Below are 13,769 nucleotides of genomic sequence, written 5' to 3' on the forward strand. Positions count from 1 at the left end.
TCAAGGGTGGCCAAAAGACCGGTCGTTAGAATCATTCTGACCTGTTTCGGAAAACAAGCAAGGCAAGGGGGTTCCGATGTTTGAAACGCTATCGACAGGCAATACCGCGGCGGGATTCTGTGCCGCGCAGCCCGCGCCTGGGGGCGGTCCGGAGATCGCGCCAGTCCTGCCGCGCCAGGCAAAGACCGTGCGCGATACCGGACTCGAACCGCGCTTCGTGACGGATCTGGTGCTCAAGGCAATCCAGGCCGGCGGCAAGACCCCGTTGACCCATCTGGCCGGCAAGCTGCGACTGTCGATCAGCGTGCTGCGCGAGGTCCTCAATCCGCTGATCGCGGAACAGCAGGTGGAAGTGGCCTGGTGCGGCGAGTCGGACATCGACATGCAATACCAGCTGACCGCGTATGGCCAGCGCGGCGCCGCCGACGCGATGGCGCGCTGCGGCTATGTCGGCCCGGCTCCTGTCACGCTCGCGTCGTATCGCGCCGTGGTCGAACGCCAGGCGTTGCGCCATGCGGATGTGGAGCGCATCACACCCGCGCAACTGGCGGGTGCGCTGGGCGAGGAGGGCCTGTCGCAGGCGGCGCGCGACGTGCTGGGCGCGGCGCTGTACGCGCGCCGTTCGCTGCTGTTGTACGGACCGTCCGGCGGCGGCAAGACGACGCTGGCGCGCAAGCTCGGACGCCTGCTGCCGGGCTCCATCGCGGTGCCGTATGCACTGATGGCCGGGCGCCAGGTGATCCGCCTGTACGATCCCGCCGTCCACGTGGCGCCGCCGCCGGTCGCGCGCCAGCAGGAAGAACGGCGCAGTTGCGATGCGCGCTGGATCGTGTGCCAGCGTCCGCTCGTCCACGTCGGCGCCGAACTGGGGCGCGCCATGCTCGACCTGCGCTATGACGCGGAGCAGGGCGTGTACCACGCGCCGCCGCACCTGCAGGCGAACAACGGGATGCTGGTGCTCGACGACGTCGGCCGCCAGCGCATCGCCGCGGCCGAGCTGCTGAACCGCTTCATCGGTCCGCTGGATGCGGGGACCGACCAATTGTCGCTGCAGGGCGGCCAGGCGGAACTGGTGCCGTTCGATGCCGCCGTGGTGTTCGCAACCAACCTCGCCCCGACCAGTGTTTTCGATGACGCCGCGCTGCGCCGCATCGGCTACAAGGCCGACATCGGCGCCTTGTCGCCGAATGCCTACCGCGCCCTGTTGTGCCGCCAGTGCCGGCTGCGCCGCATCGATGTCGAGGACACCGCAGTCGACCACCTGATCGAGCGGCTGCACCCGCAATCCGGGCGCGCGCTGCTGGCCTGCTACCCGGGCGAGCTGCTCGACCGGGTCGCCGATTTCGCCGGTTTCGCCGGGACCGAACCGCGTCTCACGGTCGCTGCGGTCGAGCAAGCCTGGCGCAGCATGTTCATCGCTTGCGCGACGGAGATTCAAAAATGAAGAACAAGCGTGCCATCCTCGTCATGACCGTCGCGATCCTGTTCGGATTCGCGGCCGTCGTGTTCGCATCGCGCTGGCTGCTGAAGCAGCCGGGCAGCAGCAGCGGCCGCATCGTCGTGGCCGCCGCCGACATCAGTCTCGGCCAGCGCCTGACGCCCGAGATGTTCAAGCTGGCCGACTGGCCCGCCAACAGCGTGCCGAAAGGCGCCTTCACGGATCCGCAGAAACTCGGCGGCCGCGTTCTCAAGACGAACCTGTTGATGGGCGAGCCGGTCAGCGAGACCAAGCTGGCGCCGGCCGGCACGCTCGGCGGCTTGTCGGCACTGATCACGGAAGGCAAGCGTGCGATCACGGTGCGCGTGAACGACGTGATCGGCGTGGCCGGCTTCGCGCTGCCGGGCAACTACGTCGACATCATCGTCAGCACCCAGAAGGACGTGCCGCCCGGGACCGACGCCCGCCAGCAGAACATCTCGAAAATCGTGCTGGAGCGGATCCTCGTGCTGGCGGTCGCCCAGGAAGTCAACCGCGACGAGACCAAGCCGAAGGTCGTCAACGCGGTCACGCTGGAAGTGACGCCGGAGCAGGCGGAGAAGCTCGACCTGGCGCGCAGCGTGGGCACGCTGTCGCTGGCCCTGCGCAACCAGGTCGATCCACAGGCGGCCAGTACCGAAGGCGCGACCAAGCTCACCCTGCTGCCCGAGGCGCCGCCGCCCGCGCCGCGCAAGCCCGCGCCCAAGCCGGCACCGGCCGTGCGTCCCGTGCCGGTGGTGGTCAAGGTGGCGGCACCGGTGCGGCGTGACTGCGTCACCGTGCTCAACGGCCTGCGCATGTCGCAGGAGTGCTTCTGAACTTCATCCAGGGTAAAGCCATGAACGGATGCTTGACGCCATCACCGCTGTTTCGCTGCCTGTTCGCCGCCGGCCTGGCGCTGGCGGCCGCCGGACCTGCAGCCGCGGCCGCCAAATCGAAAGCCCAGGCCGCAGACAACCCGACCGGCGCCGCGCCGCTGCGTGCCGAGGCCGGACCCAACTGCAAGGGCGAGGCCGCGAAGCCGGCCCAACTGGCCCTGCAGATCGGCAAGTCCAGCCTGATGCGCCTGCCGGAACCGGTCCAGCACCGGAGCGTCGGCAACCCGCTCGTCGTGCAGGCGCTGATGGTGGCGCCCGACACGCTGTACATCGCCGGCGTCGACGTGGGTACGACCAACATGATCATCCAGGGCAAGAGCGGCCTGTGCAGCGTACTCGACATCACCGTGGCCATGGACCCGTCGGCCCTGCAGGCGATGCTGGCCACCGCCATGCCGGACGAGCACGACATCAAGGTGCTGGCCGCATCCGACGCGCTGGTGCTGACCGGCACCGTGAGCGATGCGAGTGCCGCGGCACGCGCCGTCGAACTGGCCTCCGCCTACGTGCGGCGTCCGCTGCGCGCACTGACGGTGCCCGACAAGGAAGACGCCGCGAGCCAGAACCAGCGCGAAAGCCAGAACCAGGGCGGCGCGGCGGCGGCCACCGCGCGGGTGGTCAATATGCTGGGCGTGCGCGCGCCCCAGCAGGTGCAACTGGAAGTCAAGATCGCCGAAGTGTCGAAGAGCCTGCTCGACCGCCTGGAAGGCGGCGCCAGATGGACCTTCAGTTCCGGCAGTTGGGGCGCCATGCTGCTGTCGAATTTCATCACCGGCACGGCGCATGGGGCGTTCGTGGCAGGTAAAAGTGCCGACCGCAGCTTGAGTGCCGCCGCCGAGAAGCAGGATGGCCTGGTGCGTGTATTGGCCGAGCCGAACGTGATGGCGATCAGCGGCCAGGAGGGCACGTTCCTCGTCGGCGGCAAGTTTTATATCCCGGTCGCGCAGGACAACAACCGAGTGACGCTGGAAGAGAAGGAATTCGGCGTCGGCCTGCGCTTCACCCCGACGGTGCTGGGTGGCGGACGGATCAACCTGCGCGTCGCGCCCGAGGTGTCGGAACTGTCGCGCGAAGGTATCGGCCTGTCTGCGACGGGGTTCAACGGCACTGCGATCCTGCCGGTCGTGACGACGCGCCGCGCCACCACCACGGTCCAGCTGTACGACGGCCAGAGCTTCGCGATCGGTGGTCTGATCAAGAGCAACCTGGTCGCCAACCTGAAAGGACTGCCGGTGCTGGGCGAACTGCCCGTGCTGGGCGCCCTGTTCCGCAGCGCGGATTATCAGCAGGACCGCACGGAACTCGTGTTCGTGATCACCGCGCACCTCGTCAAGCCCCTGTCCGGCAACGGCTACTCGCTCCCGACCGACAAGGTGGGCGAGCCGTCGCGCGCGGGGTTGATGCTGGGCGGTCGCCTGGAAGGCAAGCCGGCAAAGGCGACGACAGCCGACGTGTCGACGCCGGCCCCGGCATCACCGTCCGCGCAAAGTTCCGGCGGTTTCGAATTGAAATAGGAGAGAGCGATGACCATCAGATGCAAGCGAATCGCGTGTGCAGCACTGTCGGGCATGCTGTTGTACGGATGCAGCACGACCCCACGCTTCAACGCGCAGTTCGGCACGTCCGTGCGTGCCAACGTGGCGGCGCAGGTACTCGATCCGACCGCTTCCGCCAATACGAATCCCGCCGCCGGCATGGAAGGCAAGGCCGCCGTCATCGCCCAGGAACGCTACGAGAATTCGTTCAAGGAACCGGAGAAACCGATCAGGGCACTGGTCGTCAACGGGGTGGGCAGCAAGTGAGTCGTCCGCGCTTTTTCAATGACATGATTTTGACCGAACGCCGTCCCAAGGACCACGATGAAAGCCTTTCTGATCAGCCGCGACACCCAGCTTTACGCGGAGATCGCCTCCCAGGGTGCCGCACGCGTACCGCCGCTGCATGTCGCCGCCAGCCGCGCCAGCCTGCGCGATGCGCTCGAGCGTCCGCTGCCTGATGGTCCGAGCCTGATCATCGTCGACATCAGCGATGCGGATGCCGCCGACGGCGACCTGCTGGAGCGCCTGACCCGCCACTACTCGGCAGCGCATTTCATGCTGCTGACCGACAATCACCATCCCGACCTCCTGATCCGCGCCATGCGCGCCGGCGTGCGCGAAGTGCTGCAACTGCCGTTGGTGCACCGCGCGCTGCATGAGGCGATCGACCGCATTGCAGCCAGCGCCGGCGTGGCCGCGACGCGCGACGGGAAGATACTCGCCTTCATCGCCTGCAAGGGCGGCAGCGGCGCCACGTTCATCTCCACCAATTTCGGCTATGCGCTGGCCACGCTGGCGGACAAGAAGGTGCTGCTGATCGACCTGCATCGCCAGTTCGGCGACGCCACGCTGTACGTGTCGGACCAGAGACCGGCCATGACGCTGTCCGACGTGTGCCGGCAGATTGCGCGCATCGACGGGCCGTTCCTGGAATCGTGCCTCGTCCACGTGGCGCCCGGCTTCGGCGTGCTGGCGGCCGCCGACGACCCGGGCCAGACGACCGAGGCGAAACCCGAACACATCGACACGATCCTGCGCGTCGCGCGCCAGCATTACGACTACATCCTGCTCGACGTCGGGCGCCAGATCGACGCGGTGTCGCTGCGCGCGCTCGACAGCACCGACGCGATCTACCCGGTGCTGCAGCTGGCCCTGCCGGACATCCGCGACGCCCGGCGCCTGCTCGACATCTTCCGCTCGCTCGGCTATCTGACGGACCACATCCGCCTGATCGTCAACCGCTACGAAAAGGGCGGCAAGCTGCGCCTGGCGGACCTGCACGCGGCGCTGGGCGCGGAAGTGCTGCACACCGTCCCCAACGATTACATCGCCGTCACCGACTCCGTCAACCAGGGCATTCCGGTGCTGCAGCTGTCGCGCGGCAGCGCCGCCGCGCGCAGCCTGGCCGACCTGGTCGAAGTGGTGACCGCACGCCGCATCCCCGAGGCGAAGGGTCTGTTCGACCGCCTGTTCGGGCGCGGCGAAGACGATTGATCTTTTCAAGGAGCCGTCCATGTCCCTGCGCGAACGCCTGTCCGTGACGGACGAGGAGCGTCAGCATCAGCCCGTAGCGGCTGCGGCGCAACAAGCCTATGCGGAACTGAAGAAAACAATGCACCAGATGATCCTCGACCGGATCGACCTGGAGCGCCTGAAGCGCCTGACGAGCGAGCAGTTCAAGCACGAGCTGGCGCTGCTGGTCCAGCGCATCATCGAGGAAGAGCGCATCGTGCTGAACCAGCAGGAGCGCCACCACCTCGTGCTCGACATCCAGCACGAGATGCTCGGCTTCGGCCCGCTCGAGCCGCTCCTGAACGATCCGACCGTCTCGGACATCCTCGTCAACACCTACGACAAGGTGTACGTCGAACGGCGCGGCCGCCTGGAACTGACCGACGTGTCGTTCCACGACAACGCGCACCTCATGAAGATCATCGAGAAGATCGTCTCGCGCGTCGGCCGCCGCGTGGACGAATCGAGTCCGATGGTCGATGCGCGCCTGCCGGACGGTTCGCGCGTCAACGCGATAATCCCGCCGCTCGCGGTCGACGGGCCGCTGGTGTCGATCCGGCGCTTCGGCGCGACGCCGCTTACGGTGCAGAACCTGCTCGACTATAAAAGCGTCACGCCGCCGATGATCAAGGTGCTCGAGAGCCTCGGCCTCGCCAAGGTGAATATCCTGATCTCCGGCGGTACCGGCAGCGGCAAGACGACGATGCTGAACCTGATCTCCGGCTTCATCCCAAGCAACGAGCGCATCGTGACGATCGAGGATGCGGCCGAACTCCAGCTGCGCCAGCCGCACGTCGTGCGCCTCGAGACGCGCCCACCCAACATCGAAGGGAAGGGCGAAGTGACGCAGCGCGCGCTCGTGCGCAACTCGTTGCGCATGCGCCCGGACCGCATCATCCTGGGCGAGGTGCGCGGACCGGAAGCGCTGGACATGCTGCAGGCCATGAACACGGGCCACGAAGGCTCGCTCGCGACCATCCACGCGAACACGCCGCGCGACGCCCTGGCACGCCTGGAAAACATGGTCGGCATGGCCGGCGTGAGCCTGACGCCGCGCGCCATCCGCCAGCAGATCGCTTCCGCCATCACCGTGATCCTGCAGGCCTCGCGCCTGGCCGATGGCACGCGCAAGGTCGTCAGCATGCAGGAAATCACCGGCATGGAAGGCGATATCATCTCGATGCAGGAAATCTTCCGCTTCGAGCAGACGGGCATCGACGCCGACGGCAAGGTGCAGGGCCATTTCTGCGCCACGGGCGTGCGGCCGCGCTTTGCCGACCGGCTGCGGATGTTCGGCGCTGCGGTGCCCGAGGACACCTTCGATCCCGACCGCGTGTTTGCCTGAACCGCATCGCCGCGAAAGTCACGCATGGACATCCTCTTCTACGGATTCATCGTCTTCCTGTTCGCCGCCGTCATCCTCGGTATCGAAGGCGTCTATCTATGGTGGGTGAGCACGCATGGCGCCAGCGCCCAGCGGATCGCACGCCGGCTGCAGCTGATGTCGGGGAACCAGGGCCGCAGCGCCGAACGCATCTCGATCCTGAAGTCGCGCCGCTTCGGCCGGCACGACCTCGTCGACCGCCTGCTGCAGCGCTTCCGCTTCGCGCACCGCCTCGACAGGCTCCTCGTGCAGTCCGGCATCGCGTGGTCGGTCGAGCGCTTCCTGCTGTGCTCCGTCGCGACGATGCTGGTGGCCACCTACCTCGTGATGCAGTGGCCGATGCCGCTGCCGGTGCGCCTCGCGATCGTCTTGCTGTGCGTCCACGTGCCGCTGCTGCTGGTGCGGCGCGCGCGCTTGCGCCGCCTCGTGCGCATCGAGGAGCAACTGCCTGACGCCGCCGACTTCATCGCGCGCGCGCTGCGTGCGGGGCACTCGTTTTCGAACGTGCTGCAAATCGTCGGCAACGAGTTGCCGGAACCGCTCAGCGGCGAGTTCCGCATCGCGCGCGAGGAAATCAACTACGGCGTGCCGCTGGGCGAAGCGTTGCACAACATGGCGGCGCGCATTCCGCTGACCGACCTGCGTTACCTCGTCATCGCCATCCTGATCCAGCGCGAGACCGGCGGCAACCTGGCCGAGATCCTCAGCAACATCAGCCACATCATCCGTGGCCGGCTGCGGCTGGCGGCGCAAGTCCGCGTGCTGTCGGCCGAAGGGCGCATGTCGGCCTGGATCCTCGGGCTGCTGCCGTTTGCCGTGGGAGGCATGCTGGTACTGGTCAATCCCACGTACGTCAAGGTGCTGTGGACCGATCCGCTGGGCGTGAATATGCTTTGGACGGCGCTGGTCATGATCATCGTCGGCGTGATCTGGCTGAAGAAGGTGATCCGCATCCATATCTGAGGAGACATCGATGACTCGCGCGCAGTTGCTGTTCCTGTTGATCGTCTTCGTGGTCGTCTGCTGCCTCGCGTGGCTTGCGGCGGTGCTGTTCGCGCCCGCCGCACTGCGTGCCCGGCTGGCGAGCTTCATGGGCCGTGCGAACGAGGACCAGGCCGAACAGAGCGGCTGGATCGAACGCGTGGCGCGCGCCGCCAAGCCGCTCACCAGACTGTCGGTGCCGGAGGAGGGCTGGGAAAAGTCGGCGCTGCGCACGCGTTTCATGAACGCCGGCTGGCGCAACCCGGCGGCGCCGACGCTGTACTTCGCATCGAAGACGGCCCTCGCGCTGGGCCTGCCCGCGCTGGTCGGCATCGTACTGGCCTTCGTGCCCGCCACCATCGCCGAGCTCGGCATGCTGTTCCTGCTGCTGCTCGCGGCGACGTGCGGCTACTACCTGCCGAACACGATTCTCGACCGCGTCATCAAGCGCCGCAAGCGCGACATCTTCGAGAACATTCCCGACGCGCTCGACCTGCTCACCGTGTGCGTGGAGGCGGGCCTGAGCCTCGAGCGTGCGTTTGTCAAGGTCGCCGCCGAGATCCACATCAAGAGCGTCACGCTGGGCCAGGAATTGCAACTGGTGCTGATGGAGATGCGCGCCGGCTTCAGCAAGGAAAAAGCGTTGCGCAATTTCGCGCTGCGCGTGGGGCTGGACGACGTCGACTCGCTCGTCGCCATGCTGATCCAGTCCGAGCGCTTCGGCACCAGCATCGGCGACGCCTTGCGCGTGTATTCGGAAACGCTGCGCGGCAAGCGCCGCATCGTGGCGGAAGAGGCGGCCGCCAAGATCGGGCTGAAACTGTTGTTTCCCCTCATCTTCTGCATCTTCCCGACCCTGTTGCTGGTACTGCTGGGGCCTGCCGGCATCCAGATTACCAAGCTCTTCGGCAGCGCCCTCGGTCATTCCAACTGAACGAACGGAGATTGTCATGCGCGCGCGTACCCGCCTCTACAGCCTGCCACTGTTGTGCAGCGGCGTGCTGCTGCTGGCCTGCAGCAGCACGCCGCCGCAGCCGTACGCCGGCCCGCCCGCATCCCCGGCGGCGGACGACAGTTATCTGCACGGCCGCAACCTGTACCTCGCGCGCCGCTACGGCGACGCGATCGCCGCCTACCAGGCCGCGCTGCGCGTCGACGCCAGGCACGTCAATGCGCGCAACGGGCTGGCGATCGCCTACGCCGAGCAGCGCGATTTCGCGCGCGCGATCCCGATCTGGCGCGATCTGACCCGTGACGTCACCATGGCATCCGGCCCCGCATCTGCTTTCCTGTTTTCCAACCTGGGCTATGCCTACCTGCTCAGCGGCGACCTCGACGCGGCCCAGGTCGCGCTCGAAAAAGCCTGCCTGCTCGATCCGCTCAACCACCGCGCCTGGCAATACCTGGGCGAGACGCTGCTCAAGGTGGGCCAGGAAGAGCGCGGCCAGCAGATGCTGCGCCAGGCCGAAGCCTTGCGCGAGCACGACTTCCGCGCCGATTATGCGACGGCGAACGGCGGCACGCGCCTGCCGGCCATCGAGCAGGCGGTCAGGACCGACCGGCGCCCCGACGACGACGCATGGGCGTCCGTCGAAGTGATCCGCAGGGACGACGGCATCCTCGAATTACGCCGCATGCCGGCAAAAGCCGCCGCGCTGCACAGCGCGCCCGTCGACGGCGCGGCCGCCCAGCCGCTCGCGCCGGAAGCGGTCGCCAGGCTCGAGATCAGTAACGGCAACGGCCGCCAGGGCCTCGCGCGGCTCGTATCGCGCCAACTGAGCGATCCGGGACTGAAAGTGGTGCGCCTGACGAATGAAAAACGATTCGACGTGCGCCAGACGCGCGTCGAGTACCAGCCGGCGTTCCGGATGGCGGCGGAACGCCTGGCCCGGCATGTCGGCACGGGCGAGCCGGTCGAGGTCGGCCTGACAGGGCACGCCGACGTGCGCCTCGTCATCGGCCACGATTTGCCGCTGCAGCGCGTCGTCGCAAGACCACCGACGGGTCCGCTCATGGCGCAGGCGGGCCGGGACGATGCCCCTTGAACGTGACAGTGCCGTTTTCACAACAGTAGCGGGCGACAGACTCCACCGAAATTCGGAATAATAAAATTCTTGATAACTCGGGAGAATCGCCATGAAGCTCACTCGTTTTCAGTCCGCCATTGCCCAGTCAGTTCTCGCAACCTCGCTGCTGGTCTCGCTCGCAGCCTGCGCGCCGACGCCAACCCGCGAAGGCACGGGCGAATACATCGACGATTCCGTAATCACCGGCAAGGTGAAAGCGGCGTTTGCCGCCGATCCGACGGTCAAGGCGACCCAGGTACAGGTGGAAACGTTCAAGGGCACGGTGCAACTGAGCGGCTTCGTCGATTCGCGCGAATCCGCCCAAAAAGCCGTGGAAATCGCGCGTGGCGTGAAGGGCGTGAAGTCCGTCAAGAACGACACGGTCATCCGCTGACTTATTGCCAGCTCACCTTGCCGAAGCCATTCGTCGTCGCGTTGCGCGTGGCCGGCTTGCCGTAGACGGTGGCCGAGCCCATGCCGCTCAGGTTGACGTTGGCCGCCGTTTTCGCGTACACGCTGGCGCCACCGAGGCCGGTCATATCCAGGTCGACGGTTTCTGCGCGTAATTGTTGAGCGTCGAGACCGCCGACGCCGCCCAGTTGCGCACGCAAGACCTTGGTCTGGCCGGCCACGGTGATATGGCCGGCGCCGCCCAGGTGCAGTTCGATGCGGTCGGCCTGACCGGGATTCAGCGTGAGACCGCCGACGCCGCCCAGGCGCGCGTCGACGTCGCGATATTGCCCCGTGAAGCGCACGGCACCGGCGCCGTCCAGCGCGAGCTTCAGCTTGTCGCCGCTGAAGCCGGAGACTTCGCTCGATCCAACGCCCTGCGACACGAATTCACGCAGGTTCGGCACGGTGAGATCGGCGCGCAACTCGTTCTTGCTGTTGCCTTCGAAATGGGTATTGTTTTCCATGTCGATCACGAGCGTGTCGCCGCGCTGCGTGGTCGTCACCTTCGTCACATAACGACGGTCGCCGGACACCACGAGCGACGGCGTCGGTCCCTGGTGCAGGTTCAGGCGGATCACGCCGCCCAGGCGCACTTTCGATACGTTCGCATCCACGGTGCGGTTTTCGCGGACGAGGTCGTCGGCCACGGCATGCGCGCTCAGGGCCAGGGTCGTGGCGAGGAAGGCGCTCTTGATCAGGTTGTTCATGTTCGGGGTCTCCAAATAGTGGTCTGATGGAATCACTATAGGCAAACACCTCGTAGGCAACCCGTCGATTGCGACAGAACGCAGCATTGGCGGTACAGGCCGTGAAATCACCGTGCCATGCTGCCCTCATGCATGCACCGTGCCGATGTCCTGCATGACCTGGTCGAGCAGCGCGGTCGGCTCGCCGTTGTACAGCAGTTCCAGGCGGTCGATGACCACGTCCTCATGCTGCGTCTGCGCGACGGTCGGCCGCCATTTTTGCCGGCGCGCGCTGCCCTTGCCGTTGTCGAGCTGGGTGCCGATGACGACGGTGTTCTTCCTTATCATGAAAGTCCGTCCCTGCTGTAGCGACGGCCAACAATAAATATTCTGGATAATCAGCGATGTAGCGCCATCTTCATGACGCGACGAGGAAATGGCACGCCGTTTGCAACAGAAGAGGAGAGCAACGATGAAATCCGAACACTACGATGTCCTGAACGTGGACGGCGGCCGTCCGGTCAAGATGTGGACGCGCGGCGTCCCGGTCGAGGAAGGTGCCAGGCAACAGCTGGCCAACACGGCGCGCATGCCGTTCATCTACAAGCACATGGCGGCGATGCCCGACGTCCACCTGGGCAAGGGCTCGACGATCGGCAGCGTGATCCCGACGCTGGGCGCCTTGATCCCGGCCGCGGTCGGCGTCGACATCGGCTGCGGCATGATGGCCGCCAAGACGACCTTGAGCGCGGACGACCTGCCCGACAACCTGGGCCCGCTGCGCAGCGCCATCGAGCGCTCGGTGCCGCACGGAATGCCGCCGAAGACGCGTGGGTTCAAGGGTCGCGACAAAGGATCGTGGGACACTCCGCCGCAGGCCGTCGACCATGCGTGGATGGTACTGAAGGACGAGTTCGACGTCATCTGCCAGAAAACGCCCAAGCTGAAGAACACGAACAACTACAAGCACCTGGGGACGCTCGGCACCGGCAACCACTTCATCGAGATCTGCCTGGACGAGCAGGGCTTCGTGTGGTTCATGCTGCACTCCGGCTCGCGCGGCGTCGGCAATGCGATCGGCTCGCACTTCATCGAAGTGGCCAAGCAGGACATGCGCACGCATCTGGCGAACCTGCCCGACCAGGACCTGGCCTATCTGAAGGAAGGCACGCAACACTACGAGGACTACGTCGAAGCGGTCGGCTGGGCGCAGAAGTTCGCACGCATGAACCGCGAAGTGATGATGCAGAACCTGATCGCGGCCGTACGCACGGTCATCAGGAAGCCGTTCGAGACGCACGTGGAGGCGGTGAACTGCCACCACAACTACGTGCAGAAGGAACACCATTTCGGTAAGGACGTGCTGGTCACGCGCAAGGGTGCCGTGTCGGCGCGCGAGGGCGAGCTGGGTATCATTCCGGGATCGATGGGCGCCAGGAGCTACATCGTACGCGGCAAGGGCAACCCGGAGAGCTTCCACAGCTGCAGCCACGGCGCCGGCCGCACCATGAGCCGTACCGAGGCCAAGCGCCGCTACTCGGTCGACGACCAGGTGCGCGCCACCGAGGGCGTCGAATGCCGCAAGGATGCCGGCGTGATCGACGAGATCCCGATGGCCTACAAGGACATCGACGCCGTGATGGAAGCACAGAGCGATCTCGTCGAGGTCGTGCACACCCTTAAGCAGATTGTCTGCGTGAAGGGTTGAAAGGACATGACATGATCGAACTGGATGGCGCGGTCGGCGAGGGCGGCGGGCAAATCCTGCGCGGCGCGCTGACGCTCGCCATGATCACGGGGCGGCCCTTCCGCATCCGCAACATCCGCGCGAACCGCGCCCGGCCCGGCCTGATGCGCCAGCACCTCGTGGCCGTGCAGGCGGCCTTGCAGGTGAGCGGGGGCGACGCGTCGGGCGCCGCACTCGGCAGCCAGGACCTGACGTTCGTGCCGGGACCGGTCCATGGCGGCGACTACGAATTCGCCATCGGCACGGCCGGCAGCTGCGCCCTGGTGCTGCAGACCGTGCTGCCGGCCCTGCTGAAGGCGGATACACCGTCGACGCTGCGGCTCGCGGGCGGGACGCACAACCCCATGGCGCCGCCCGTGCAATTCCTGCAGCGCGCCTGGTGCCCGCGCCTGGCCGAGATGGGCGCCCGCATCGACATCCACCTTGAGCGCTTCGGGTTTTATCCGGCCGGCGGCGGCATCGTCGTGGCCCGCGTGGAGCCATGCGCGCTGCTCCGGCCGCACACGTGGATGACGCGCGGCGCGCACCGGGCCGCATATGCCGAGGCGTTCGTGGCCGGCATCCCGGGACGGGTCGGGCAGCGCGAACTGGAATGCGTCGGCAGGGCCATGAACTGGGGCGAGGACCAGTTGCTGATACGGGTCCTGCCGGCCGATCAGGGGCCGGGCAATGCCTTGATGCTGACCCTCGACTACGAATACGCGACGGAGGTGTTTACGGCGTTCGGCGAAAAGTCCGTCACCTCCGAACAGGTGGCGCGCCAGGTCGTGCAGCGTGCGCGCCGGTACCTGATGTCGCGGGCCGCTTTCGATGAATATCTTGCCGACCAGATGATGCTCCCGCTCGCGCTGGGCGGCGGCTGTTTTACGCTGGACGAGGTGTCGATGCATGCGCGTACCAACGCACAAGTGATCGAGACGTTCCTGCCTGTGCGGTTCACGTTCGATCAACTTGATGGCGTCGACCGCTGTACAGTGATACGCAATGATGTCGGATAACTTTACATTCCCTGCATATAAAATAAATTCCCTATGTAAATCAATTGCA

14 protein-coding genes are annotated in these 13,769 nt (G+C 66.3%); 12 read left to right on the forward strand and 2 right to left on the reverse strand.

The window, feature by feature from the left end; translation table 11 throughout:
- The first annotated feature begins 76 nt into the window (after nt 1–76).
- The 10 genes from QPK29_RS25810 to QPK29_RS25855 all read left to right on the forward strand — a co-directional run bounded on the left by QPK29_RS25810 (nt 77) and on the right by QPK29_RS25855 (nt 10,230).
- Entirely contained in the window at nt 77–1,444 is a 1,368-nt protein-coding gene (locus QPK29_RS25810; protein ID WP_371770421.1) for an ATP-binding protein, read from the forward strand.
- Nucleotides 1,441–2,295, forward strand: a complete 855-nt coding sequence (cpaB, locus tag QPK29_RS25815; protein ID WP_371770420.1) for a Flp pilus assembly protein CpaB — start codon at nt 1,441–1,443, stop codon at nt 2,293–2,295. The genes QPK29_RS25810 and cpaB overlap by 4 nt, the downstream gene beginning before the upstream one ends.
- A gap of 20 nt (nt 2,296–2,315) precedes the next feature.
- Entirely contained in the window at nt 2,316–3,869 is a 1,554-nt protein-coding gene (locus QPK29_RS25820) for a type II and III secretion system protein family protein (protein WP_371770419.1), read from the forward strand.
- Between the two features lie 9 nt (nt 3,870–3,878).
- Entirely contained in the window at nt 3,879–4,157 is a 279-nt protein-coding gene (locus tag QPK29_RS25825) for a hypothetical protein (RefSeq protein ID WP_156403977.1), read from the forward strand.
- A 57-nt stretch (nt 4,158–4,214) separates the two neighbouring features.
- The gene (locus QPK29_RS25830; protein WP_371770418.1) at nt 4,215–5,387 is read left to right on the forward strand and encodes an AAA family ATPase; all 1,173 of its coding nucleotides are present in this window, start codon (nt 4,215–4,217) and stop codon (nt 5,385–5,387) included.
- A 19-nt stretch (nt 5,388–5,406) separates the two neighbouring features.
- On the forward strand, nt 5,407–6,750 hold the full coding sequence (locus tag QPK29_RS25835; RefSeq protein WP_371770417.1) for a CpaF family protein: 1,344 nt from the start codon (nt 5,407–5,409) through the stop codon (nt 6,748–6,750).
- Between the two features lie 24 nt (nt 6,751–6,774).
- Nucleotides 6,775–7,752 carry a type II secretion system F family protein gene (locus QPK29_RS25840; RefSeq protein WP_371770416.1) on the forward strand — a complete coding sequence of 326 codons (978 nt, stop codon included), beginning with the start codon at nt 6,775–6,777 and terminating at the stop codon, nt 7,750–7,752.
- Between the two features lie 10 nt (nt 7,753–7,762).
- On the forward strand, nt 7,763–8,704 hold the full coding sequence (locus tag QPK29_RS25845) for a type II secretion system F family protein (protein WP_371770415.1): 942 nt from the start codon (nt 7,763–7,765) through the stop codon (nt 8,702–8,704).
- A gap of 16 nt (nt 8,705–8,720) precedes the next feature.
- The gene (locus QPK29_RS25850) at nt 8,721–9,815 is read left to right on the forward strand and encodes a LytR C-terminal domain-containing protein (RefSeq protein ID WP_371770414.1); all 1,095 of its coding nucleotides are present in this window, start codon (nt 8,721–8,723) and stop codon (nt 9,813–9,815) included.
- Nucleotides 9,816–9,906: 91 nt separating this feature from the next.
- Nucleotides 9,907–10,230, forward strand: a complete 324-nt coding sequence (locus QPK29_RS25855) for a BON domain-containing protein (RefSeq protein ID WP_056134300.1) — start codon at nt 9,907–9,909, stop codon at nt 10,228–10,230.
- 1 nt (nt 10,231) lies between these two features.
- Here the strand turns inward: QPK29_RS25855 and QPK29_RS25860 are convergent, their stop codons facing one another.
- Together QPK29_RS25860 and QPK29_RS25865 are read right to left on the reverse strand one after the other, a co-directional pair.
- Nucleotides 10,232–10,996: a GIN domain-containing protein gene (locus tag QPK29_RS25860; RefSeq protein WP_056134303.1), complete on the reverse strand. Its 765-nt coding sequence runs from the start codon at nt 10,994–10,996 to the stop codon at nt 10,232–10,234.
- A 126-nt stretch (nt 10,997–11,122) separates the two neighbouring features.
- On the reverse strand, nt 11,123–11,323 hold the full coding sequence (locus QPK29_RS25865) for an RNA repair transcriptional activator RtcR family protein (RefSeq protein WP_371770413.1): 201 nt from the start codon (nt 11,321–11,323) through the stop codon (nt 11,123–11,125).
- Nucleotides 11,324–11,447: 124 nt separating this feature from the next.
- On the opposite strand from QPK29_RS25865, the gene QPK29_RS25870 reads away from it, so the two are divergent.
- Both QPK29_RS25870 and rtcA read left to right on the forward strand, forming a co-directional pair.
- Nucleotides 11,448–12,683: an RtcB family protein gene (locus QPK29_RS25870; protein ID WP_371770412.1), complete on the forward strand. Its 1,236-nt coding sequence runs from the start codon at nt 11,448–11,450 to the stop codon at nt 12,681–12,683.
- An 11-nt stretch (nt 12,684–12,694) separates the two neighbouring features.
- Nucleotides 12,695–13,720, forward strand: a complete 1,026-nt coding sequence (gene rtcA / locus QPK29_RS25875; RefSeq protein ID WP_371770411.1) for an RNA 3'-terminal phosphate cyclase — start codon at nt 12,695–12,697, stop codon at nt 13,718–13,720.
- Nucleotides 13,721–13,769 lie beyond the last annotated feature (49 nt).

It is taken from the genome of Massilia orientalis, assembly GCF_030411975.2.
GTDB lineage: Bacteria > Pseudomonadota > Gammaproteobacteria > Burkholderiales > Burkholderiaceae_D > Telluria > Telluria orientalis.